The 25081-nt window shown below is 41.5% G+C and carries 16 protein-coding genes and 1 pseudogene; 10 read left to right on the forward strand and 7 right to left on the reverse strand.

What is annotated here, in order from left to right; all coding sequences use genetic code 11:
• The first annotated feature begins 85 nt into the window (after positions 1 to 85).
• The 3 genes from MN200_RS07660 (at position 86) to MN200_RS07670 (ending at position 3377) form a co-directional block, all read left to right on the forward strand.
• Positions 86 to 1804 carry a glutamine--tRNA ligase/YqeY domain fusion protein gene (locus MN200_RS07660; protein ID WP_058869692.1) on the forward strand — a complete coding sequence of 573 codons (1719 nt, stop codon included), beginning with the start codon at positions 86 to 88 and terminating at the stop codon, positions 1802 to 1804.
• Between the two features lie 80 nt (positions 1805 to 1884).
• Positions 1885 to 2796, forward strand: a complete 912-nt coding sequence (locus MN200_RS07665) for a bestrophin family protein (RefSeq protein ID WP_058869691.1) — start codon at positions 1885 to 1887, stop codon at positions 2794 to 2796.
• Between the two features lie 119 nt (positions 2797 to 2915).
• A complete protein-coding gene (locus tag MN200_RS07670) occupies positions 2916 to 3377 on the forward strand; it encodes an SRPBCC domain-containing protein (protein WP_058869690.1) in 462 nt (153 codons plus the stop codon).
• Here the strand turns inward: MN200_RS07670 and MN200_RS07675 are convergent.
• The 5 genes from MN200_RS07675 to putA form a co-directional block, all read right to left on the reverse strand.
• Positions 3371 to 3910 carry a lecithin retinol acyltransferase family protein gene (locus tag MN200_RS07675; RefSeq protein WP_010326800.1) on the reverse strand — a complete coding sequence of 180 codons (540 nt, stop codon included), beginning with the start codon at positions 3908 to 3910 and terminating at the stop codon, positions 3371 to 3373. The two genes, MN200_RS07670 and MN200_RS07675, sit on opposite strands and share 7 nt — an antisense overlap.
• Positions 3911 to 4112: 202 nt before the next feature.
• Positions 4113 to 4361: a hypothetical protein gene (locus MN200_RS07680; RefSeq protein ID WP_004696981.1), complete on the reverse strand. Its 249-nt coding sequence runs from the start codon at positions 4359 to 4361 to the stop codon at positions 4113 to 4115.
• 207 nt (positions 4362 to 4568) lie between these two features.
• Positions 4569 to 4793 carry a hypothetical protein gene (locus MN200_RS07685; RefSeq protein WP_058869689.1) on the reverse strand — a complete coding sequence of 75 codons (225 nt, stop codon included), beginning with the start codon at positions 4791 to 4793 and terminating at the stop codon, positions 4569 to 4571.
• Positions 4794 to 5035: 242 nt separating this feature from the next.
• A complete protein-coding gene (gene trmA, locus MN200_RS07690) occupies positions 5036 to 6118 on the reverse strand; it encodes a tRNA (uridine(54)-C5)-methyltransferase TrmA (RefSeq protein WP_058869687.1) in 1083 nt (360 codons plus the stop codon).
• A 267-nt stretch (positions 6119 to 6385) separates the two neighbouring features.
• Complete coding sequence (gene putA, locus MN200_RS07695; protein WP_058869686.1) at positions 6386 to 10141, reverse strand: trifunctional transcriptional regulator/proline dehydrogenase/L-glutamate gamma-semialdehyde dehydrogenase; 3756 nt, start codon at positions 10139 to 10141, stop codon at positions 6386 to 6388.
• 117 nt (positions 10142 to 10258) lie between these two features.
• Between putA and MN200_RS07700 the strand changes: the two genes are divergently transcribed.
• Positions 10259 to 10753, forward strand: a complete 495-nt coding sequence (locus MN200_RS07700; RefSeq protein WP_004984696.1) for an Lrp/AsnC ligand binding domain-containing protein — start codon at positions 10259 to 10261, stop codon at positions 10751 to 10753.
• Between the two features lie 66 nt (positions 10754 to 10819).
• On the opposite strand, the gene putP is transcribed toward MN200_RS07700, so the two are convergent.
• The gene (gene putP, locus MN200_RS07705) at positions 10820 to 12343 is read right to left on the reverse strand and encodes a sodium/proline symporter PutP (protein WP_058869685.1); all 1524 of its coding nucleotides are present in this window, start codon (positions 12341 to 12343) and stop codon (positions 10820 to 10822) included.
• A 1229-nt stretch (positions 12344 to 13572) separates the two neighbouring features.
• On the opposite strand from putP, the gene MN200_RS07715 reads away from it, so the two are divergent.
• From MN200_RS07715 to MN200_RS07740, 6 genes and pseudogenes are all read left to right on the forward strand, one after another.
• Complete coding sequence (locus MN200_RS07715; RefSeq protein WP_080543921.1) at positions 13573 to 13938, forward strand: hypothetical protein; 366 nt, start codon at positions 13573 to 13575, stop codon at positions 13936 to 13938.
• 140 nt (positions 13939 to 14078) lie between these two features.
• The gene (gene mfd, locus MN200_RS07720) at positions 14079 to 17537 is read left to right on the forward strand and encodes a transcription-repair coupling factor (RefSeq protein ID WP_242760515.1); all 3459 of its coding nucleotides are present in this window, start codon (positions 14079 to 14081) and stop codon (positions 17535 to 17537) included.
• A 231-nt stretch (positions 17538 to 17768) separates the two neighbouring features.
• The gene (locus tag MN200_RS07725; RefSeq protein ID WP_004696995.1) at positions 17769 to 18203 is read left to right on the forward strand and encodes an HIT family protein; all 435 of its coding nucleotides are present in this window, start codon (positions 17769 to 17771) and stop codon (positions 18201 to 18203) included.
• A 58-nt stretch (positions 18204 to 18261) separates the two neighbouring features.
• A complete protein-coding gene (locus MN200_RS07730) occupies positions 18262 to 19725 on the forward strand; it encodes an adenylate/guanylate cyclase domain-containing protein (protein ID WP_058869684.1) in 1464 nt (487 codons plus the stop codon).
• Between the two features lie 129 nt (positions 19726 to 19854).
• Positions 19855 to 22542: pseudogene (locus MN200_RS07735) on the forward strand (CusA/CzcA family heavy metal efflux RND transporter); the annotation flags it as partial.
• 205 nt (positions 22543 to 22747) lie between these two features.
• The gene (locus MN200_RS07740) at positions 22748 to 22861 is read left to right on the forward strand and encodes a hypothetical protein (protein WP_010326689.1); all 114 of its coding nucleotides are present in this window, start codon (positions 22748 to 22750) and stop codon (positions 22859 to 22861) included.
• A 118-nt stretch (positions 22862 to 22979) separates the two neighbouring features.
• Here the strand turns inward: MN200_RS07740 and MN200_RS07745 are convergent, their stop codons facing one another.
• Positions 22980 to 25073, reverse strand: coding sequence for a TonB-dependent siderophore receptor (locus MN200_RS07745; RefSeq protein WP_058869597.1), 2094 nt, complete (start codon positions 25071 to 25073; stop codon positions 22980 to 22982).
• Positions 25074 to 25081 lie beyond the last annotated feature (8 nt).

The following is a 25081-nucleotide window of genomic DNA, read 5'->3' on the forward strand; positions in this document are numbered from 1 at the left end:
TCGACTGATAGATCAGTTAGAATTATGCTCGTATAGCAGGACCCTATTTTTCCTTAATTTTTTTCATCAAAGTGATTTTTAAACTATGAAGCCGAATGATGTTGTTTCAACACTGCCAAATAACCCGACACCAAGTAACAATGCCTCTGTCGCAGCGCAGCAAGAACAACAGCCAGGCTTAGATTTTGTTCGCCAAGTGATTACCGAAGATTTGGCTGAAGGTCGTACGCAAAAAGTAGTCACGCGTTTCCCGCCAGAGCCGAATGGTTATTTACATATTGGCCACGTGAAAGCGATTTGCTTAAACTTTGGTATTGCCAATGAGTTTGATGGTTTTTGCAACCTACGTTTTGATGACACTAACCCAGATGCAGAAGAACAAGAATATGTAGATGGGATCGCCAACGACGTTAAATGGTTGGGTTTTGAGTGGAATGGCGAACCACGCTATGCGTCAAGCTATTTCGATCAACTCCATGCATGGGCGATTCAACTGATTAAACAGGGTGATGCTTATGTGGATTTGCAGTCACCTGAAGAAATTCGTTTGAACCGCGGTAACTTTATTGAGCCGGGTAAAAACTCGCCTTACCGCGATACTTCAGTTGAAGAAAACCTTGCACGTTTTGAAAAAATGAACAATGGCGAGTTTGCGGAAGGTGAAGCTGTTCTGCGTGCCAAAATTGATATGGCATCTCCAAATGTGCATATGCGTGACCCAATTTTGTACCGTGTACTCCATTCAGAGCATCACCAAACAGGTGATAAATGGAAAATGTACCCAATGTACGACTATGCGCATCCACTATCCGATGCAATTGAGGGTATTACTCACTCATTATGTACTTTGGAATTCCAAGACCACCGTCCGTTTTATGACTGGGTGATTGAGAAAGTTCACTCGGAAGCAGTACCACGTCAGTATGAGTCTAGCCGTTTAAATATTGACTACACCATTACCTCTAAGCGTAAATTGCGTAAATTGGTTGAAGGTGGTTATGTCAATGGATGGGATGACCCACGTATGCCAACCGTTGTGGGTATGCGTCGTCGTGGTTTTACCCCAGAAGGCCTACGTGACTTCTGTAAGCGTGTTGGTGTATCGAAGTCAGATGGTATTGTTGATGTTGCAATGCTTGAATACTGCATCCGTCAGTCTTTGGAAAATACAGCTGCTCGTGGTATGGCAGTATTGAATCCACTCAAAGTCACACTCACAAATTTGCCTAACGATATGGATTTAACCCATTCACGTCATCCAAATGTAGACATGGGTGAGCGTGTGATTCCGTTAACCTCTGAAATTTACATTGACCGTAAAGACTTTGAAGAAGAACCACCAAAAGGCTTCAAGCGTTTAATTCCGGGTGGTGAAGTTCGTTTGCGCCATGCTTATGTCATTAAGTGTGATGAAGTAATTAAAGATGAAAACGGTGAAGTGGTTGAGTTGAAATGTTCAATCGACCCTGAAACTTTGGGCAAAAATCCAGAAGGTCGTAAAGTTAAAGGGGTGATTCACTGGGTATCTGCGACCAAAGGCGTTCCTGCTGAAGTGCGTATTTATGATCGCCTGTTTACAGAGTCGGACCCTGAAGTGGGAGATGATTTCTTAGCGAACTTAAACCCTGATTCGTTGAAAATTGTACAAGCGGTGATTGAGCCTGCATTGGCGCAAGCACAGCCTGAAGACCGTTTCCAATTTGAACGTGAAGGTTATTTTGTTGCAGATCAATACGACCATACAGCAGAAAAACCTGTGTTTAACCGTATTTTAGATTTAAAAGACAGCTTTAAGCCTAAATAAGCGCTGTTTGCTTGATGTGGATAGATATAAGGCTCAACTTCGGTTGAGCCTTTTCGTAGCGAAACCAATAGGAAAACACTGTGATCGTTCGAGATAAAACCAATAGCTTTGCGTTACTCTTTGCTTGGCGTGGCACCATTTTACCGAAAGTGTTTCCTGCACTGATGGTCGGTGTTTTAATTTCAACACTGTTGGTTTATCTAGCGACTCAACATTACGTGACAGCTCCTGCAGTGCCTGTCATTGGTTTTACTGTATTTGGTGTGATTCTTTCGATTTTCTTAAGCTTTCGAAATACAGCGTGTTATGACCGCTGGTGGGAAGGGCGTAAGCTATGGGGAGCAATGATTGCCAACGCACGGCATATAATCCGTGATAGTTATGTCTTAAATGATACAGACCGTACAGTTTTGATGTATCGCGTCATGTTATTTAGCCACTTGCTTCGAGATCGTTTACGGCAGCAAAGTCATATCTATGCTCACTATCAAGCCAAAGTTCAACTGACAGCAGAGCAGTGGCAGGTATTGGCTACGCATATTAATCCACCGCAATATCTATTAGAACTTACGCAGAAAGATCTGGCGGTGTTGTATAAGCGTGGTGAGATTAGCGATATTATTTACAGTATGCTGACTAAGCATACGGTGGCAATGGGAGATATTCACGCTGGTTGTGACCGTATTTCATCTACACCTCTGCCATTTTCTTATTCGGTTTTGTTACACCGTGCTGTGTACTCTTTCTGTCTCATTTTACCTTTTAGTTTAAGTTCCAGTCTCGGTTTTTGGTCACCGGTGATCGTGGCCTTAATTGCCTATCTCTTATTGGGTTTAGATGCGCTAAGTGCAGAGTTAGAAGAACCCTTCGGACTTCAAGAAAACGACTTGCCTTTAGATGCTATTGTGCGGGGCATAGAGCGCGAAATGCTCAGTTCTTTAAATGAATCTTTGCCAGAACCAGTGAGCGCACATAGAGCCAATTTAAGTTAAAGCAGTGAACAAATCCATAACAGAAAATGAGCGGATTGCCTGAGCCATAACAAATTTTCGATATGATTGGTTTATTGAGATGTGCTATCACTAAGTTTAAAAGTGATAGGGATATAACAATGACTACCGTGATCGAAACTCAGATGTTGATTCGGCGTTCTGTCAATATTGTGTTTAACGCTTTTGTTGATCCACTCATAACCACCAAGTTTTGGTTTAGTCAGTCTTCGGGCTATTTAGAAAAAGGCGCAATGGTCGATTGGACATGGGATAAATACCAAATTACGCACTCGACTCATGTCCTACAAGTCGTTGAAAATGAGCTGATCTGCATCGAATGGGGCACGCCTAAAACTAAAGTAGATTTTGTATTTGAAAAAATCGACAGCATGAATACCTATGTGATCATTCGAAACTATGATATTGAGTTACAGGGTAATGAGCTGATTCATTATGTGATGGATGCAACAGGTGGCTTTACTACAGTGCTAGATGGTGCCAAGGCATGGCTTGAATACGATATCCAGCTCAACTTGGTTGAAGATAAATTTCCACCTTTTGAACTGCGTTCACATCAGTGATCTTTTTTAGAGCGCTCTTCTTTAAACTCAAAATAGTTCCCAAGCTGCTGTTTGGCCTTATCACGTAATTTCTTTTTGATATACAGCACCAAGGCAAAACAGGTGGTGGTCAGCGTTAACATTAGGCTGTTCATGAAACTCATCATAGAGCTAACATAGCCAATAGTAGTAAGTCGGTGCATCATCTTGATGACTTGTGGGCTACTTTCAACGCCTGTAATGGCCCACGTGCACAAGTGTTCACAGTTATTGATAATAAGATGGTAGTTGTTTTCATGCATGCGTGAGCGCATACGGCGAACCACTTTACGGCCTTTATATTTGGGGTCTTGGTACTGATTGACTGTAATTTTACGTCCGTGGCTAAAGTTCTCGATGGAAGTGATTTCAATCGGATGCTTTTTAAAAAGATGTGCAAAACCTGAATAATGGATCACACGTCCACGCCCCGCATATATGCCGTGATGCGTATAGCCAAAATGTTTGACTATAAGATGAGCCCCCAAGGGGTAGTGGACTTTTTGTTGTTGCATGCCTAATACGTGCTAATTCATTACAGTTGTCTTTTATCTGTATTTTAAAGCTTCTGCTGGGAATTAGCGACTGTTTAGTGGGTTTTCAGTTATTTGAGTTTACGATGATAGAAATAAAAGAGACCGATTGGAAAGGAGCATCTAGCTTTTCTGATTACATTAAAAAAGGATGCAAGCATCCTCTTTTAAGATGAAGTAGTGTTTATTGATCCACTAGACCTAAAAGTGAGTTTTGGGTACTGCACATGCGTGTTGCTTCTTCAGTGTTCATCGCTTTCACGTCTTCTTCAAATTTCTTTTTTTGTTCTTTGAGTTGTTCTTCAGGTAAACCCATTTGCTCGGCAAGTTTTTCCATTTTTTCCCAAGACTCAACACAAGCTTTCGGCATCTTGCTACATGCTGTTAAAGATAAAAGGGTAATACATGTGCTGATTATGAGTAGTTTTTTCATTACTTAACCTTTTAATTTCAAAAATTATTGATTTTTATATTGAGCCTGTAAGGTAACAAAAAATTCAGGCTTTGTATAATATTTAAACGTGCAAAGTGTGCTGTGCTTCATATATCTTGGTTTTTTATAAGGCGAATGATTTACAGACATTAAAAAAGGCACTTAGATCAATCTAAATGCCTTTTTGATGAATATTCAGTGACTCTACTACTGTAGAGGTCGATGCTGAAGTTCATTTAACTCCTTACGGCCATAGCCACGAGAAGCTAATACTTTTTTAATCCCAACAATCACGTCTTCATCGGTCGTTGTTTTAAGCTTTTCGATCAGCTGTTCATTGGTTTTACAAGAGCAGTCATTTTCAACACAAGCAATTTGATTTTTATGCTCGTTTTGCTGTTCATTCGAAAACAGCTTTTGCCAAAAACTCATATAGACTTCATTTACAACCTAACATAGGGTGAAATATAGCCAATCTGTAAAATAATGCAAGTCAGCGTGAGAGATAAAAGCAGCGATCGATGTCGAAAAATTCCGATTATAGAGCCAGGTATTAACGTTATTATGACAGTTGAAATACTTGCATTTTATATAAGCTTATCTTTTTTCATGAAAATTAAAAAAGAAGCTCATTCGAGCTTCTTTTTTATACGGTTTAAGTTGCAACAAATTGTTTAAATTTTTTCCAGCAAAACCCCAGATTCGACATGGTGGGTATAGGGGAATTGATCAAACAATGCAAACTGTGAAATTTTATGGGTTTGGCTGAGTGTTTTTAAGTTGTCATGCAAGGTGTCAGGATTACACGAAATATAGATGATCCGTTCAAAACGCTGAATCAATTTTAAGGTTTCATCATCAATACCCGCACGCGGTGGGTCAACAAATACGGTATCGAACTCATAGCTGCTCATATCGATATTTGCTTCTTGTAAGCGACGGAATTCGCGCTCGCCGTTATAGGCTTGTGTGAAGTCTTCTGCCGATAAACGCGCGACTTGAATATTATCGATGTGGTTTTGTTCGATGTTCCACTGTGCTGCATACACTGAGGACTTAGCCAGCTCAGTGGCTAAAACACGGTTGAAACGGGTGGAAAGCGGTAGGGTAAAGTTACCATTGCCACAGTAAAGTTCTAACAAATCTTTATTTGATTGCTGTGCAGCATTGCAGGCCCATTCGAGCATTTTTTGGCAGACTTGCGCATTGGGCTGCGTAAAGCTACTTTCAATTTGTTTGTACTGATATTTACGCTCAAAAACTTGTAGTTCTTCCACCACAAATTCATCAGTGAGTACCACTTTTTGACCACGGCTACGGCCAATCAACTTAATATTTAATTTTTCTGAAAGTTGTTTGGCTAAAACCTGCCATTGTTCATCGAGTGGGCAGCGATAAATCAGTGAAACCAGCATTTCACCCTTTAAGGTTGCTAAGAAATGCACTTCAAATAGGCGTTTTGAGAGGAGATCATTGCTTTTCAATTCTGCCAATAAAACAGGCATGAGCTGATTAATACTGGCATCAGCGATTGGGAAGTCATCAATACGAATGACTTTTTTCTGATTGTCTTCATCGCGTTCAAACATGGCATAAAACATATCATCTTCGGTATGCCAAATACGGAATTCTACACGCATGCGAAAGTGTTTTTCAGGAGATTGAAAAACTTCAAGCGAAGGTGGAGTGAATTCAGCAAATTGAGCTGTAATTCGTTCAATTTTGGCGTCAAGTTGTTGTTGATAAGAAGAAGTCATATGCAGTAAAAATCGCAAACATATAGAAAAAAGAGATGGTAACAAAGTTTGCCGAATTAGCCTAAAGATATTCAGCAAAAGCGTGGGGTTTATTCATGTTAAAGATGGTTTGATACTTTGCTATATCGGAAATTATCGAGCAGATTAAGCCAAACCGAGTCGCATAAAAAATGCCAAGTAAACAGACCAGGAGATGTTGACTTGGCAATAGAGGAAACACAGTAATAAACCTGTAGTCCCGATAAGAGCTACAGGTTTAAATTCGGCTTAGTTCAAAGTCATGAGACTTGCATTACCACCAGCAGCTGCAGTGTTAACACTAATAGCGCGCTCAATCACAAAGCGTTCTAAAGGAATGGCAGTTTGTGATGGGCTAAGATGAGTAATACCCACAATCGCACCTTGACGCTCAGCAATCTGCTGTTGCAACGCTAAAAGCTGCGCCGTTGTACCATGGTGCAATACCGCATCAAAAGCATCAGTTTTGATGTCTTTGATGACATGGAACGCTTGAGCCAATGCTTTAGGCATGCTTGGTATGTGTTTTAACACAAAGCTGTTATCTGCAAGCACTGCTGGACGGCTACCAACTGCAAAAATCGCATTCAACTGTTGTAACTGATCCGCTTCTTGTTCAGCTAATGACAACACTGCATGACGTGGAATCACCATGTATTGGTTGCTTTCACCTGTTGGACCTTGCAGCTCGTAATGATGACCTGAACAGAAGTTCTCAATTTTTGCCAATTTCACTGCTGGGAAGGTTTTAGCTGCCCACTCAAGGAACAATGCAGAGTTGCTGAACTCGACCTGAGGGTTCAAATCAGCACCTGTTGCAAAAGGTTTGTTTAACTTTTTCGCAGAGCAGTTTTGCATTAGGCGATATAGATAAATTGGACCACCTGCTTTAGGGCCTGTACCTGATAAACCTTCGCCACCAAAAGGTTGTACACCGACAACTGCACCCACGATGTTACGGTTGATGTAGAGGTTACCTACTTCAGCATGGGTCATTACAGTTTGAATGGTCTCATCAATACGGGTATGTAGACCCATTGTCAGGCCATAGCCTTTGCTGTTGATGTGCTCAAGTAACTGTTTGAGTGAACCTTGGTTAAAGCGAATCACGTGCAGCACAGGACCAAACACTTCGCGTTCTAAATCATTGAGATTTGGCAGTTCAATTAATGTTGGTGTAATGAACGTGCCTGCATCTAGTTCAGAGTCTTGAGCATCATTACGCATCAACTGGTGTACGCGATGACCTTTTTGGCGCATTTTGTCGATGTGCTTTTGAATGTTTTCTTGCGCTTCAGCATCAATCACAGGGCCAATATCTGTTTTAAGTAGATATGGGTTGCCCACTTGGAGTTGCTGCATTGCGCCTTTAAGCATTTGAATCACAGCATCAGCATTGTCTTCTTGTACACACAGTACGCGAAGAGCAGAACAACGTTGACCTGCACTGTCATAAGCTGAGCTGACGACGTCAAGTACAACTTGTTCAGTCAGTGCTGATGAGTCAACGATCATGGCATTTTGACCGCCTGTTTCGGCAATCAGAGGAATGCTTTCACCAGTTTTGCTCAAACGTTTCGCCACAGTTTTTTGCAAAATTTTGGCAACTTCAGTAGAACCTGTGAACATGATGCCTTGAACTTGCTCGGCTGCACTGAGTTGTGCACCCACAGTTTCACCGCGACCTGGCATCAGCTGTACAGCAGCTTGAGGCACACCCGCTTGCCATAAGATTTGAATTGCTTGAGCTGCGATCAATGGCGTTTGTTCAGCTGGTTTAGCAATCACGGTATTACCCGCAACCAATGCAGCAGCGACTTGACCTGTGAAGATGGCCAATGGGAAGTTCCATGGGCTAATGCATAGCATCGTGCCTAAAGGCTCAACTTCTGCATTCGCATCTAGATCAATCATTTGCGTTGCGTAGTAACGTAAGAAATCTACAGCTTCACGAACTTCTGCAATAGCATTGGCATACGTTTTACCACTTTCACGGCAAAGTAAAACCATGAGTTCTTCTAAGCGAGCTTCCATTAAGTCAGCAGCGCGAAGTAGGTAACTCGCACGGGTGTCTTTAGCCGTACGTGCCCAAATGTCTTGAACAGCCTGGGCATTGTTTAATGCTTGCTCAACTTGTTCAGTTGTTGCTTCTTGTACATAACCCACAACATCTGAGTGACGTGCTGGGTTGATAATGCTTTGCGGAGCAACGGCGTCATTGGTCTGAATGTGCTCACCCATTGGTGCAGCAGACCATTGGTGCTTAGCAAACTGTTGAGCTGTTTGGTTCAGTTGAGCTAATGCAGAGTCATTTGCAAGGTCTAAACCTTTAGAGTTTGCACGCAGCTGCCCATAAAGCTCAGCAGGAAGTGGAATCGAAAGGTGCTTTTGACCCACGATATTTTCACGTTTTGCACTGCTTAAAATGGTTTGAGTTGGGTTTTCAATCAAATCATCAATTGCGAGTGACTTGTCTGCAATACGGTTTACAAAAGAGGTGTTTGCACCATTTTCAAGTAAACGACGTACAAGATAAGCCAATAGTGTTTCATGGTTGCCCACAGGTGCATAAATACGGCAAGGTACACCTAGTTTTTTATCTAGTTTTTCGCCGACCACTTGTTCATACAGTGGCTCGCCCATGCCGTGTAAGCATTGGAACTCATACTGACCCACGTAGTATTTCTCTGGGTTAGCCATTTCATAAATAGTCGCCAAGGTTTGCGCATTGTGTGTTGCAAACTGTGGGTAGATTTGTTCTGGTGCAGCTAATAATTTCTTCGCACAAGAGATATACGACAAGTCTGTATGTACTTTACGGGTAAATACAGGATAGTCAGTCATCCCTTCAATTTGCGCTTTCTTGATTTCGCTGTCCCAGTACGCGCCTTTCACTAAGCGGATCATTAAGCGTTTTTCGCTACGTTTAGCCAAGTCTACGATGTAGTCAACCACGTAGAAACAACGTTTTTGATACGCTTGGATAACGAAACCAATGCCTTTCCAGTCTTTGAGTTCTGGTTCAAAGCATAGGCGTTCGAGCATTTCTAAAGAAATTTCTAAACGCTCAGATTCTTCTGCATCGATATTTAAACCGATGTTATAGCCGCGTGCTAATTTAGCAAGGGTAAAGACTTTGCCGTACAACTCTTCATGCATACGTGCAACTTGTGCGCGTTGGTAGCGAGGGTGTAGAGCAGATAATTTAATTGAAATACCCGGGCCGTCATAAACATCTTTGTCTTTTGACGCTTGACCAATGGCATGAATGGCATCGGTATAGTCTTTCATATAACGATCAGCATCATGATCGGTCAGTGCCGCTTCACCCAACATGTCGTATGAATAACGGAAGCCTTTTTCTTCAAGACGTTCAGCGTGTTGTAATGCTTCACCAATGGTTTCGCCAGTCACAAACTGTTCGCCCATCATACGCATAGCCACATCAACTGCTTTACGGATGATGCCACGACCACTACGTGCCAATAAGCCTGTTAAAGTGCCTGATAAGCTATTTTGCTTTGGTGTTTCCATGAGCTTGCCAGTCAGCATGAGACCCCATGCTGCCGCATTGACAAACATCAAGTTACTTTGACCAACGTGCTCTTTCCAGTTGCCTTGGTTGATTTTGTCTTTAATCAATAGGTCACGTGTCGCCATGTCTGGAATACGAAGTAATGCTTCAGCTAAACACATCAGCGCGATGCCTTCTTGAGAAGACAGTGCAAATTCTTGTAAGAGACCCTGTACAATACCTGCTTTACCGCTGCCGCTTTTACGTTCACGTAAAGTATGAGCCAAATCAAACGCAAGTTCATGAATGCGTTGATTCATCTCGTCAGAGATTTTGCTGTGGTCTAATAAGTTTTGAACACAGTCAGTTTCGGCACGTCGCCAAGCGGTATTGATTTCAACTTCAAGCTCACTTTTTTCTTTGAATTCGGTAATATATTCAAATTGAGTTTGAGCGTCGTTGAAATGCGTATTGCTTTCCATCATATTCATGCCTACATCCTGTGCATACAATAATGTGTTGAGAGATCTATAGTAATTAATTTATGATTACAGAAAGAATGCCGAATAACTCACTATAATTTGTATGCTATTTAGAGATTAATTCAGATGACGAGCCCAATTTTTAGCTTGGACCGAACAGATATCAAAATATTAGATATTCTTCAAAGAGATGGAAAAATATCGAATATTAAACTTGCCGAAGAAGTGAACTTATCAGCGACGGCTGCTTTGGCTCGGGTGCAAAAATTAACCAAGGAAGGCTTTATTCTGAGTTATGAAGCACGCTTAAATCCAAACATGCTGAATTCCAGTTTTGTGGTTTTTGTTGAGATACTTTTGGATAAAACCACGCCACATGTCTTGGATGACTTTCGCCATGCTGTACTACAGCATGATGAAATTGTGGAATGTCATATGACCAGTGGGGGCTTTGATTTTGTGGTGAAGATTCGTTGTGCCAGTATGGATGAGTTCCGAAAAATCTCAGGCCAAGTCTTGTGGCAACTGCCGGGCGTTAAAGAAACGCGCAGTTATCCTGTGATGGAAGTCATCAAAGAAAGCTCACGTATTCAACTTAAGTACAAACCTTTGTCGAAATAATTGAGTGCATGAGATGCAAAAAAAAGGGGCTTAAAAGCCCCTTTTTTTGTTGGTCTACACGTTCAATTAACGTTGTGTAGATTCTTCTTTCATTTCAGCCATGGCTTGTTTGTACATGCTATCTGCTTGTTCAAAGCGTTGTACTACTTCAGCTTCAGGGGCTTTACCCATTAAGCTTACAACTACAATGCTGATCCAAGAGAAGATGAAGCCTGGAATAATTTCATATAGACCTAAGTGTCCTAATGAATTTTTCCATACAATCACAGTTACCGCACCAACAATAATACCTGCAATAGCACCATTCAAAGTCATGCGTTTCCAGAACAAAGACAAGATAATCAGTGGACCAAATGCCGCACCAAAACCTGCCCATGCATAAGCTACAAGGCCTAGAACTTTACTGTCAGGGTTGCTTGCTAAGCAAATTGCAAGAACAGCAACTGCAAGAACCATGAAACGACCCACCCAGACCAATTCTTTTTGAGAAGCGGTTTTACGGATGAAGGCTTTGTACATGTCTTCTGTCAATGTTGTAGAGCAAACCAGTAACTGACAGCTTAATGTACTCATCACCGCAGCTAAAATTGCAGCCAAAATGATACCCGCAATCCAAGGGTTGAATAAGAGTTTAGTCAGTTCCATGAACACAGTTTCAGGGTTTTGAGAAACCACAGCCGCCAGTTCAGGGTGTTGTTGGAAGTACGCGATGGCAATAAAACCAGCACCTACCGCACCACCTAGACATAAAATCATCCATGTCATACCAATGCGACGCGCAGCAGGAATCGTTTTTACAGAATCTGCAGCCATGAAGCGCACTAAAATGTGTGGCTGACCAAAATAGCCTAAGCCCCATGCCAATGATGACAGGATGGCAACAGTACTGAGTTCAGAGACAATATGCATCGCTTGTGGGCGAGCCGTTTCAAGTAAGACTGTGAACTGTGCAGCATTACCATCAATCGCAAGGTAAGTCATGATTGGGGTAAGTAGCAGAGCAAAAATCATTAGGCCTGCTTGGAAGGTATCTGTCCAGCTAATTGCAAGGAAGCCGCCGATACACACATAACTGATGGTTGCAATTGCACTAATCCAAAGTGCAGTGGTGTAGTTCCAACCAAAGATACTTTCAAATAGACGTGCGCCTGCGACCATGCCTGAAGCACAGTAAATCGCAAAGAATACTAAAATAACGATCGCTGAGATCATCCGCAAGATACGTTTGCGATCTGCGAAACGACCTGTGAAATAATCGGGCAGGGTGAGGGCATTGTTTTGGACTTCAGTATGAACACGTAAACGTCCTGCAACCAATAACCAGTTGAGCCATGCACCAATGATCAGGCCTACAGCAATCCACGCTTCAGACAAACCAGACAAATAAATTGCGCCCGGTAAGCCCATCAGTAACCAGCCACTCATGTCTGATGCACCTGCAGAAAGCGCAGTAACCACACTTCCTAAACTACGACCACCTAAGATGTAATCATCAAAGTTGTTTGTAGACTTGTATGCATACAAACCGATGCCAACCATGGCAATGATATAAACTAAAAATGTGACGAGGGTGGGGTTAATTTGACTCATAGGCATTCCTTGGCAAAATCCGACTTGGGAGATTTTTTAATCGCTTTGTTTGAGACGGCGATTCAAGCATAAAAATAAAATTACACTCTGTAACAGTTGTGAGGTGTTTTTGTATATTTTGTGTAATTATTAATTGTTTTTTAAAATTAAACAATAAGTTGTTGAAAATATGTTGTTTATTGGTCAATTATTATTCTTTTTTATAGGGTGAATGAAATTATAAGCATTTATTTCGGAAAATCAGCAGGCTAGTTATAATTTTTGATTTTTTATTGCTTACGCAAAATTACATTGCCTGCAGAATAGGCACATTTCCATATAAAATGTTTCATTTATGAAATGTATTTACAGCAATAAAATAGGTGGAAAAGACGAATATTTCACCATTAACCTAATTCTGTTAGGGCATTCATACTTTGAGTGCATTGGAAAACTTTCAAATTTCTAATTGGAAAATAGGAATTCAATGGCATTTTCTGCTTGCATTGGCACAAGTGAAAATAGAGTTGGTATAAATTACCTGCAAATTTGACAAAATTTCTCCTGAAATTGTGCAGGCCATTGCGGGGGCATGTGAGCAATTGAGCCAACCATCTGAAAGTTGGTTACACGCTTTTCCCTTGCATCTAACCATAGATGCCTATAAAGGTGGAGTGGGCACTTCAATTAAATGAATAGCAACGAAGTGCTGGCCAATCTTGCATTAAAGCATCTATTCCATTCTTAAGGTAAATACGAGGTTATTCATCCAAATGACCTTGTTAATAAATCTCAATCGACCAATGATGTTTATCCAACGCCGCTGCGTTTAGCAATTTATTAATGGTATTGCAGCCTTAAATACCAAATATATTCAAGCCAATGAACAAGTATGCTTGGATGTAGTCATGGCTAGTATTAGTATTGTGACCTTGTTTGATCGAATTTTAGGTCGCGAAATGTGATGAACTGGGTAAACAGTGTATTGCGGAAAATAAAAAAATCAGTAAGCGGTATTGGGGCAAGGGTTACTTACTCGGGAACCGTTAGGTCACATTTTTTTTTATTTGAAAATTTGGTTACTGAGGTGACGCCGACGGTTGTACCTTTAGCCTAAGAGCTAAGACATTTATAACTATATATAGGTATAAAAGTAGTCAATGCGCTGCTTTTATACTTTTAAGCCAATCCGTACTAACAAAAGGTAGCAGTTAGAACTACAATAAGCTTGAGTGAAGAACCATGATTAGATGTCTATGCTGAGTAAATTAAGCCAATTATTTAAATTAAAGAAAGATGCGCCAGAACAACTTTTTTTGCAGCAGCATCAGATTGAATATGATGATGAAAAAGGCTTTATCATTGAAGGTATTGTGCTAAATGCCATACATGCTGAACGTTTGGTCTATTTTTCAAATCGTAGAATTAGTCAGTTTGATGACCTTAATGCACTTTTTTATAGTGCTATGTTAATCAATGAAAAGATCGACTTGGAAATTGCCAATGAGCGATTTGTTGTACGTTTAGGCAATAATCTAGAAAACTTAACTGAGTTAAAGCGAATGATTAAGCTACTCAATGACTATTATTACCAGTTTATACGTGACAAAAAATAAGTCTTTTAAAAGCCATAAATTTGAGTTGTAAAAAGGACTTAGCGCTAGATTGATGTTGTTGTTGTCGTGAAAAATAACATGCAGCGAGAGGACATCATGCTAGTATATGACGCATGTTTTTAAACGCTAAAGCCATGTCCATGTTCCAAGAAGAAATCTCCCAACTGAATGTGCAACAACTAAAAGCAGGCGAAAAACGTTGGCTGGGAAATTTGCTCGGCTCTTCAGCTGCATTATTCATTCATACGTTAAGTTCACAAAATAAAAAGCTCTTTGTGGTTGTGGCAAAAAATAATCAACACTTAGCACAACTCGAAAGTGAATTTGAATTTTACGGTATTCGACCGACCATTTTCCCAGACTGGGAAATTCTGCCTTATGACCGTTTATCTCCTCATCAAGATATTGTATCTGAGCGTCTCGCAATTTTATCCAATATGCCGCAAACAGGCGTCTTACTGATTTCGGCTTCGACCTTGGCGCAGCGTGTAGCGCCGACGTCGTGGGTGTTGGGAGAACACTTTGATATTCACGTTGGTCAAAAGTTTGAATTGGAACAGCAAAAGAAGCGTTTGATTCAAGCAGGTTATCATTTGGTCGACACAGTATATGACCATGGTGAATTTGCGGTTCGGGGTAGCATTATGGACATCTATGCCTCAGGTCAAGCCGCACCAATTCGCATAGATTTGTTTGATGATGAAATTGAAACCCTCAAATTTTTTGATCCCGAAACACAGCGCACTACGCAAAACTTAAAACAATTTTCCGTATTACCGGCTAAAGAGTTTCCGTTGAAAGAGGCGCGCAGCATATTTCGTGATCGCTATGCAGAAATGTTTCCGACGGCAAATCCAAAGAAAAATCCAATTTATCAGGATGTGTTAGAAGGGATTGCATCACCAGGGATTGAGTTCTATTTCCCGCTATTTTTCAGTGCAGCGCAGATGGAAGCTCAAAGTACACTGCTTTCGTATTTACCAAGCCATTCCATTGTCATTACAGACAAGCAAGTTGATGATGGTTTGGATAATTTTTGGAAAGAAATCGATCGACGTTATGAAGACCGTCGTCATAATGTTGACCAGCCAATTTTAGCCCCTAACCAGCTTTTTATTTCGACCAATCAAGTTTTAGAACAGCTCAATACCTTTCCCCGTATTATTGCTTCAGTCGAGGCTTTTGATCTAAAAGCAGGTGTGATCAATTTAAACACCGTGCTCCCACCACGTTTAGCGGTCGATCCTAAGCATCAAAAGCCCTTTCATGCGGTTAAACAGTATATTGATGCTGCTAATCATCCAGTATTACTGGTTGCTGAAAGCGCTGGGCGTCGTGAAACTTTAAAAGATGCCTTGCGCGCCACATTGGGAGAGATTCCTAATGTTGAGAATTTTGCAGAATTTCAAAAATCTTTACATGCCATTGCAATTACCAGTGCGCCATTAGAGCGTGGTTTGGTATTAAAAGACAGCATTAGCATCATTTCTGAAAATCAGTTGTATGAGCATCGCGTTGTACAGCGCCGTCGTAAACGCCAGCAAGAGGTTTCGGAAGAGTTTCTCATCCGCAGTTTGACTGAACTGAGTATGGGAGCGCCGGTGGTGCACATCGACTATGGTGTGGGGCGTTATGCGGGCTTAGTCACTTTAAGCATTGATGAGCAAGACTATGAGTTCTTGCAGCTCGATTATGCCGATGCTGCCAAAGTCTATGTTCCTGTCACCAATTTACATTTGATCAGTCGTTATAGTGGTGGTGACCCAGACTTGGCACCCTTGCATAAGTTGGGTACTGATGCTTGGAGTAAAGCAAAACGTAAAGCATTAGAGCAAATCCATGATGTAGCAGCGGAGTTATTGCATATCCAAGCCCGTCGTCAAGCCAAACCAGGTTTTGGTTTTGAGTTAGATCAAGGTCAATATATGCAGTTTACTAGTGGCTTTGCCTATGAAGAAACACTCGATCAAGCCAATGCGATTGAGGCAACTTTGTATGATATGCAATTGGCTAAACCGATGGATCGCTTGGTCTGTGGCGATGTGGGCTTTGGTAAAACCGAAGTTGCGATGCGCGCAGCATTTTTAGCGGTACAGAACAACAAACAAGTGGCTGTTTTGGTGCCGACGACGTTGCTGGCTCAACAGCATTATGAGTCTTTTAAAGACCGTTTTGCAGACTGGCCTATTCGTATCGAAGTTTTATCACGTTTTGGCAGCAGTAAATCACATACCAAAACGATTGAAGACTTAGCTGATGGCAAAGTCGACATCGTGATTGGTACGCATAAAATTCTACAAGAAAGTGTCCAGTTCAAAGACTTGGGCTTGATGATAGTGGACGAGGAACATCGCTTCGGTGTACGTGATAAAGAGCGAATTAAAGCCATGCGTGCAGATGTGGACATGTTGACTCTGACTGCAACTCCAATTCCACGGACTTTAAATATGGCCTTTAGTGGCATGCGTGATCTATCCATTATTGCTACACCACCTGCACGACGTTTAGCGGTAAAAACGTTTGTGCAAGAACATACGGGTGATTCAGTTAAAGAAGCCATCTTGCGTGAGTTACTGCGTGGTGGCCAAGTTTATTTCTTGCATAATGAGGTCGAAACCATTGAGCGTGCAGCGGAGAGTCTTCGAGAGTTGGTCCCTGAGGCACGTGTGGCTGTTGCACATGGTCAAATGCGTGAACGCGAGTTAGAACAAGTCATGCAGCAGTTCTACCATAAAGAATATAACGTGCTGGTCTGCTCAACCATTATTGAAACAGGGATTGATGTTCCGAATGCCAATACCATTTTAATTGAGCGGGCAGATAAGCTGGGTTTAGCGCAGTTGCATCAACTACGTGGGCGTGTAGGGCGCTCGCATCACCAAGCTTATGCCTATCTGTTGGTGCCATCCATCAAAGGATTAAAAGGTGATGCTGAAAAACGTCTGGATGCGATTCAGCGGGCATCGACATTAGGTGCGGGCTTTATGTTAGCGACGGAAGACTTAGAAATTCGCGGAGCGGGTGAGCTACTTGGCGAGCAACAAAGTGGTTCAATGCAAGCCATTGGCTATAGCTTATATATGGAGATGCTCGAAAAGGCGACCAAAGCCATTCAAAAGGGCAAAACCCCAAATTTCGATGCGCCACTCTCACTGACCGCAGAAATCAATTTACATATGCCGGCCTTGATTCCAGATGAATATCTGGGAGATGTCCATCAGCGTTTATTGTTCTATAAGCGTATTAGTAATACGGACAGTCAGGAAAAACTCGATAACATTCGTATGGAGTTGATTGACCGTTTTGGGATACCACCACAACCTGTAAAGCAGCTTTTTGCTGTACATCAGATGCGTTTGAAAGCAGAAACACTGGGCATTACCAAAGTGGATATTTCTGCCAATGGTGGTACGATTGAATTTTCACCAGATACTCCTGTTCAGGCAATTAGTATTATTCAGATGATGCAAAAACACCCGACCTTTTTTAGGATGGAAGGTGGTCAGCGCTTAAAGGTCATGGTCATACTAGAGGAATATGAAAAACGGATTCAATTTATCAATGACTTATTGGAAAGTTTGTTGAAAGAGTTGCATTAAAATTTAGTTTTAATTTGCTGTGATTTCATACAGATATCTGGTCTTTCTTGCGCACTTGCGCTATAAAAAGAAAGACTTGATTTTTTGATGAAATTTATTAAAGTAATAAATGTGATGTGGTTCAAAGTAAAACGTAGTTTATTTGTGTTGAAACACATTGCTTACAATATTCACCTCTGATTGGATGTGATAGTATTAGCCATTATTTTAATTTGCATCATTTATAAAGATATGTTTAGTTTGCATCCACAACTTGCTCAAGATACGTTTTTTGTAGGCGACTTTCCACTTTCAACATGTCGCTTAATGAATGATATGCAATTTCCGTGGTTAATTTTAATTCCACGCGTGCCAGGCATCACTGAGTTATATGAACTCAGTCAAGCCGACCAAGAACAGTTTTTACGTGAGTCAAGCTGGTTATCAAGCCAATTGGCTCGTGTATTCCGTGCTGACAAAATGAATGTTGCTGCTTTAGGTAATATGGTTCCGCAGCTCCATTTTCACCATGTTGTACGTTATCAAAACGACGTCGCATGGCCAAAACCAGTTTGGGGTACTCCCGCTGTTCCTTATAGCAATGAAGTGCTTGCGCATATGCGTCAAACTTTAATGCTTGCACTACGTGGCCAAGGTGATATGCCATTCGATTGGCGTATGGACTAATACACGTGAGAAATCAAATCAGGGATGATTTGATCGTGCGGATAATGGGGAACGAGCAGTGCCATTAGATCATTGGTTATCTAAAGAGCCCAAACAATTTGTGTATTTCCATCGTGCGATGGGATATGGCATGCTGTCTTTAATAACCATCGTCTATCATTATACGATGGCAGATACTCAATATCAGATTTACGTGCCGCTGCTGTTGCTCATTGTATTATTGATCACCCCCCCATTTTCAAGGTGGTTAGGTTATCGCTTCAATAATAAGATGCGACGCGGTGTAATGTTTGTTATTGATATTGTCATTACAGCGATCATTTTAGCCGCTGTACATCTCAGTATCGTACTCACATTTTTAACCATTTTTGCTATGCTTTACACGGCTATTAGCAATAAAATTTCTTTTTTGATGGTGTCTTTGGCCAGCCTGATTGGGGTGGTTGTCTTTTATATTTCGATTATCTTTGTTTTTGGTTTTGGTGAGTATTTCGAGGCTACCAGTACCGAACTGATCGTATTGGGCTTTTTGTGCCTCACCACTTATTTTGGCGTAGGTAGTTATTATCAGCGCAACCAAATGCAAGACATTTACCGCCGCAAAAATCACTATTTTGATCAAATGAACCGTTACATGGAATTTGCCAATCAACTGAGTCGCTATGCACCTGTTCAGTTGTGGCAATCGATTATGAAAGGTGAGTCTGAGGCGAAAATTGAATACAAACGTAAAAAACTGACAGTTTTCTTTTCAGATATTCAGGGTTTTACAGAGCTTTCTGAAAGCTTAATTCCAGATGATTTAGCATTCCTACTCAATGATTATTTAAAACACATGACCGAGATTGCGAAGCAATATGAAGGTACTGTGGATAAATTCATGGGGGATGCAATTTTAGTGTTTTTTGGTGACCCAAATTCCGAGGGTGTAGAGCGTGATGCTCAAAACTGTTTGGAAATGGCCATGGCGATGCGTCAGCAAATGAAAATTCTGCGCGAGCGTTGGGTGAAAATGGGGTATCCGCCATTGCATATTCGTATGGGGATTTCTACAGGGTATTGCCACGTAGGGAACTATGGTGCATCGCACCGTATGGCTTATACCATTGTTGGTCGTGATGCAAACCTTGCGGCACGTTTACAAAGTGCAGCACAAGTGGATGAAATTTTAATTTCGGACGATACGCATAATTTAGTAAAAAATGATTATCTTTGTGCGCCGAAAGCGCCAATTTTCCTTAAGGGGATTAAAGGTGCTGTGAAGACGTGGCAAGTTGTTGAGAAATATACCTCGCAAAAATCAGATTATCAACGCTGGTTTGATTATGAATATAAAGGGTTTCATTTACTGCTAAACTTAGATGAAGTGCAGAATTTTGAATATCCGCAGTTGATTCAAGTCTTGGAGAAAATGATTCAACGTATTCAAACCCAGCAGAAGATGACTAATTCGCAAGGTATCGTCAAACTCAATCTTGAAGATGAAGTAATAGAGCCTGTTCAGAAAAATGAATATCATTAACTTGATGGTGTGAGAGGCTTTGTTGCACAAAGATTTCATAACTATATGATTTTAAAAGTTTTGATTATTTTTTGATCCAAAATTAAATCTATTTAAATCAGATGCTTACATATTTATGCAACAAAGCCATGGGTCATTAAAGCCGAACCAAATGCTAAAAAAGCCGATGGTACGACTTATAGCGCGATGGACTTACGGGAGATCCAAGATTGGATCGTTCGTCCGCAACTGCAACGTGTTACGGGGGTTGCCGAGGTCAACAGTATTGGCGGGTTCAATAAAACCTATGTGGTTGCTCCCGACTTAAACCGTATGCAGCAGTTAAATATTTCATTGAGCCAGCTACAAACCGCTTTACAGGAAAATAATGAAAACCGTGGTGCTGGTTATATTGAGGAAAATGGTCAGCAACTCACAGTTCGTGTGCCTGGCACACTCAATAGTCTCGTAGACATTGAAAATACAACGGTTTCCAGCCCAAATGGGAACCCCATTCGTGTCGCGGATATTGCGCAGGTTTCAATTGATCATGACCTCCGAACAGGAGGCGCAACCTATAACGGCGAAGAAACTGTACTCGGCATCGCTATGATGATGATGGGTGAAAACAGCCGAACGGTGTCTAAAGCTGTAGATGCCAAAATTCAAGAGGTGCAAAGTAGTTTACCGCAAGGTGTCACAATAGAAACGGTTTATGACCGCACGACCTTGGTGGAAAAAGCCATTAAAACGGTGCAAAAGAACTTGGTTGAAGGCGCAATCTTGGTGATTGTGATCCTCTTTTTATTCTTAGGTAATATTCGTGCTGCGTTAATTACAGCCTGTGTGATTCCACTGTCTATGCTGTTTACTTTAACGGGTATGGCACAGCAGAACATCAGTGCTAACCTGATGAGTTTAGGGGCATTGGATTTCGGGATTATTGTCGACGGTGCAGTGGTAATTGTTGAAAACTGTATTCGCCGTTTAGCCCATGCACAGCAGTCACTCAAACGTCCGTTAACTCAGTCGGAACGTTTTAAAGAAGTGTTTTTGGCAGCGCGTCAAGCCCGCCGTCCACTCATTTTTGGTCAGCTGATTATTTTAGTGGTGTACTTACCGATTTTTGCACTGACTGGTGTAGAAGCAAAAATGTTCCACCCAATGGCTTTGACTGTTGTACTTGCGCTCGTTGCAGCCATTATTTTGTCGATCAGCTTTGTACCTGCGGCTGTCGCACTTTTTGTTAAAGGTGACATCAAAGAAACTGAAAGCCGTTGGATGCTGTGGTTAAAAGAGCGATATCAGCGGGTATTGGACTGTGCCTATCAGTATAAAGCGGTAGTTTTGACCTTTGCACTGTGCTTGTTGATGTTGACAGGATTACTTGCAACGCGTATCGGCAGTGAGTTTGCACCGCAACTGAGTGAAGGTGACTTTGCTGTACAGCAACTGCGTTCCCCAAACACTGGCTTGGAAGAATCACTCCGTATTCAGGAAAATACGGAAAAGCTATTTCTGAAAAAATTCCCTGAAATACACGCTATTTTTGCGCGAACAGGCACGGCTGAAGTAGCGACCGATGTAATGCCTCCAAATATTTCAGATGGTTATGTCATGTTAAAACCCCGTGATGCATGGCCAAATCCAAAAGAAACATTGGATGAGCTTCGTAGCCGTATGCAGGCGTATTTAGCGACATTGCCCGGGAACAACAGTGAGTTTTCTCAGCCAATTGAACTGCGTTTCAATGAGTTAATATCGGGTGTACGTAGTGATGTCGGTGTCAAAATCTTTGGCGATGACATGCAAGTATTAAATGCGGAAGCTGAAAAAATCAGTAAATTGATTCAGCAAGTTTCAGGCAGTACCGCCGTTAAAGTTGAACAAACGTCGGGTTTACCTTTGCTTAATGTGGAAATTGATAAAAGCTTGGCAGCGCAATATGGCCTAAGTGTCAAAACCGTACAAGACCATGTGTCAGCAAGCATTGGCGGACAAAATGTTGGTGAAATTTTACAGGGCGACCGCCGTTTTGACTTTGTCATTCGGCTCAGTGAGCAAGATCGTAGTGTCAATGGGATTGCGCAACTGCCAATACAGCTTCCAAATGGTGGCAGTATTTTACTCACCGATATTGCCACTGTAAAAATGATGGATGGCATTAACCAAGTCAGCCGCGAAAATGGCAAACGTCGTGTGATTGTCACGGCGAATGTGGAAGGGCGTGATTTGGGCTCTTTTGTCACAGAAGTACAAAGTCAGCTTAAGCAATATCCGTTACCAAGTGGCTACTGGATTGAGTATGGTGGTCAATTTGAAAACTTGGCTTCGGCACAGGCTCGAATGCAGATTGTGATTCCACTGGCGTTACTGACGATCTTTATTTTGTTGATGGCCGTTTTCCATAACATCAAAGAAAGCTTGCTTGTGTTCACTGGCGTTCCATTTGCCCTAACTGGTGGTGTGCTTTTCTTGTGGTTAAGAGACATTCCTTTGTCAATGTCGGCGGGCATTGGTTTCATTGCCTTGTCTGGGGTTGCCGTCTTAAATGGTTTGGTCATGCTGACCTTCATTAAAGAGCTAAGAGAGCAATACCGTTTACATGAAGCCGTTTGGCAGGGAGCGATTTTGCGATTAAGGCCTGTTTTAATGACCGCTTGTGTAGCGTCTTTAGGTTTTGTCCCCATGGCGCTTGCTACGGGCACAGGGGCAGAGGTCCAACGTCCACTGGCGACCGTGGTGATTGGTGGAATTATCTCTTCGACGTTATTGACCTTGGTGCTATTACCAGTGTTGTATCGTTGGATGAATGCAAAAAAAGAAACGGAAGTTTAATCCTTTAATCTACTGAAGCATGGGGAGGCAAAATAGCCTCCTTATGCTTTTATATGGTACTTGATATCAGTATGATCGGTTTTGGAAGTTAAAAATGGCAAATCTGTTATAGTCTGTTATATTTTTTTCACAAAGAACTGTATCTGTCCTTTGGTATAGAAAACCTTAGAATAATGAATATAGATAGAGCGTTGAGGTATTGGAAATGAACTTTTTACTGAAGAAAAATAGAGCTTGGTTTGTATTCTTTATCATTACTTTATATTCGTTTCTTGGATTTTTTCTTGGATTTATCATTTGGGAATACTTTTTGAAGTAAGTACATAGTAACGCTAAAGAAAACTATAGCAGCTAGCTAATACTTCAGAAACTAATCAGAATCTTATTTTTCTAACACCAGACTCGACTCATAACGAGACAAGTCTGGTTTTTAAACTTTAAAACTTCCATTGCACCGAGACAGATGCATTTAAAGGGTCGCCTGGTTGAATCCACATATCGCTATAGCTTGCAACATAGTACGTTTCATCTAAGAGGTTGTGCACATTGAACTGATAACGTAGCTGATCTGTTGGCGCATAATAAGCATTTAGATTTAACAACGTGTACTCAGGTAAGTTGAATCCGTTATCTGTACTGTGTCCACTACGTTTTCCCACATAGATTGCCGTTGCACCGAGTCCAACTTTGTCCGCATTGGCAAAGGTCCATTCATAGTTGCTGCTGATAGAGCCGCTGTGCTTCGGCACATTGCTGAGTCGTGAACCTTTAGCAAGAGTTTGGTCTTTTTCAATTTGGGCGTCTGTGTAGCTATAATTGGCACGTATAGAGAATTGATCATTGAGTTGTGTCTCTAGATCCAACTCTAGCCCCTTACTTGAGACTTCTCCAGCGGTGATTTGATAGTTACTATCTGCTGGATCTGTGGTTAAGACATTCTCTTTATCCATTTTAAAGAGGGCTAAACTCAGCAAACTCTGTGGGGTAATCTGATATTTCCCACCAATCTCATAGCTTTTGCCTTTTTCAGGGTTAAACACATCGCCGTTTCGGTCCATGCCACTGTTGAGTGCAAAGGATTCTCCATAGTTTGCATACCATGACCAACGATCATTCAGTCGATAGTTTAAACCCAAGCGTGGACTGGTTTGTTGTAAATCCTTTTTATTGGATGTATCTGTAAGTTTATTTTGAAAGTCTTGAGTGATGCGATCAAAGCGCGCACCAAACAACACACTCCATTGATCATTGAGGAAAATTTGATCTTGTAGATTCAGTGCAAAATAGCGTTGCTGTTCTTCGGTGTTAATGAAAAGTGGAAGCTCGGGTAAGTATTGTCCATAAATAGGAGTATAGATATCAATACTATTTGGCACGCTACTGCTGTGGTTTCGACGCAGTTGTAATTGACGATACTTCATTTGCCCAAGTTCAGTGCTCAAAAGTACTTCATGACGGGCCCAGTCTTGTTGGATCGTCCCAAGAACTTCAGTTTGAAAGAGAATGTCATCACTTTTATTGTCACGGTAGCGACGCTGGCGCTCTAATGTCCGTCCATCACTTTGAATACGACGAGGTTCACTGGAAAAGCCTTTGAGTTGTGTATCTTTAACACTGAAAGCATTATTCATTTTCCAGTCATCATTAAACAGATGTGCAAGTCGAAGCTGATAGAAATGATCTTTTTGAATATGATCACCATCATCAGGTTCGCCTGTAAATGTTTTAGGGTCCATCACAAATTGTTTTTGATAACTACTTACACCACGGTCGAAGGTTCCATCTTGTCGGGTAAATTCACTGTCAAAATCTAATTGAGTTGAATCTGAAATTTTCCATGTGAGTTGGGGGGAGAAAAACCAACGCTCACTCTGCACATGATCACGAAAACTTTGGTTATCTTCATGTGCGACCGCAATACGATAAGCCACAGCATCACTGATTGGGGCAGTATGTTCAAAACTAGCACGGTATTTTTCTAAACTATTGGCACGTAAATTCACTTCTGAAGAACGTTCCCATTCAGGCTTTTTAGTGTTGATATTCAGTAGACCGCCAGCTTCCCCACGGCCATAGAGCGCAGCCATTGGGCCTTTTAAAAAGTCGAGAGATTCAATATTCACCATGTCTCGGGGAGCGCTGAGTCCACGGTTGACACTCAGACCATTTCTGATGATTTGTGCCCCAATATTGGGGTCTGTACTAAAACCTCTAAATGAAAAGTTATCCCAAAAGCCGCCACCATAATTGCTTTGACTATAGACCCCGCTCACTTGCGTGAGTGCATCGTCAATACGTTGCACATCTTGTTGTTGAATTAACGCTTTGGATAACACACTTCGACTAAAGGGCACGTCTAAAATGTCATGTGAAAACTTAGTCATTGCAGTACTTTGTTGAAGGTTTTCACCCTCAGTTTCGGCTTGTAATTGGATGGTCTGGAGTACTTCCGTTGAAGTTTCTGCCCAAGTGAAAGAACTCAGCAGACTTAAATATATGCTTGAGGAAAAAAGAGAGAATTTATTCATCATGAAGGAGA

It is taken from the genome of Acinetobacter sp. LUNF3 (genome assembly GCF_022699605.1).
Taxonomy (GTDB): domain Bacteria; phylum Pseudomonadota; class Gammaproteobacteria; order Pseudomonadales; family Moraxellaceae; genus Acinetobacter; species Acinetobacter johnsonii.

Bases quoted from the DNA above. Each gene is read 5' to 3' on its own strand.
- MN200_RS07675 (WP_010326800.1), bottom strand. From the start codon at position 3,910: ATGCAACAACAAAAAGTCCACTACCCCTTGGGGGCTCATCTTATAGTC.
- MN200_RS07745 (WP_058869597.1), bottom strand. From the start codon at position 25,073: ATGATGAATAAATTCTCTCTTTTTTCCTCAAGCATATATTTAAGTCTG.
- putP (WP_058869685.1), bottom strand. From the start codon at position 12,343: ATGAGTCAAATTAACCCCACCCTCGTCACATTTTTAGTTTATATCATT.
- MN200_RS07670 (WP_058869690.1), top strand. From the start codon at position 2,916: ATGACTACCGTGATCGAAACTCAGATGTTGATTCGGCGTTCTGTCAAT.
- mfd (WP_242760515.1), top strand. From the start codon at position 14,079: ATGTTCCAAGAAGAAATCTCCCAACTGAATGTGCAACAACTAAAAGCA.
- MN200_RS07740 (WP_010326689.1), top strand. From the start codon at position 22,748: ATGAACTTTTTACTGAAGAAAAATAGAGCTTGGTTTGTATTCTTTATC.
- MN200_RS07680 (WP_004696981.1), bottom strand. From the start codon at position 4,361: ATGAAAAAACTACTCATAATCAGCACATGTATTACCCTTTTATCTTTA.
- trmA (WP_058869687.1), bottom strand. From the start codon at position 6,118: ATGACTTCTTCTTATCAACAACAACTTGACGCCAAAATTGAACGAATT.
- MN200_RS07700 (WP_004984696.1), top strand. From the start codon at position 10,259: ATGACGAGCCCAATTTTTAGCTTGGACCGAACAGATATCAAAATATTA.
- putA (WP_058869686.1), bottom strand. From the start codon at position 10,141: ATGAATATGATGGAAAGCAATACGCATTTCAACGACGCTCAAACTCAA.
- MN200_RS07685 (WP_058869689.1), bottom strand. From the start codon at position 4,793: ATGAGTTTTTGGCAAAAGCTGTTTTCGAATGAACAGCAAAACGAGCAT.
- MN200_RS07715 (WP_080543921.1), top strand. From the start codon at position 13,573: ATGTCTATGCTGAGTAAATTAAGCCAATTATTTAAATTAAAGAAAGAT.
- MN200_RS07725 (WP_004696995.1), top strand. From the start codon at position 17,769: ATGTTTAGTTTGCATCCACAACTTGCTCAAGATACGTTTTTTGTAGGC.
- MN200_RS07660 (WP_058869692.1), top strand. From the start codon at position 86: ATGAAGCCGAATGATGTTGTTTCAACACTGCCAAATAACCCGACACCA.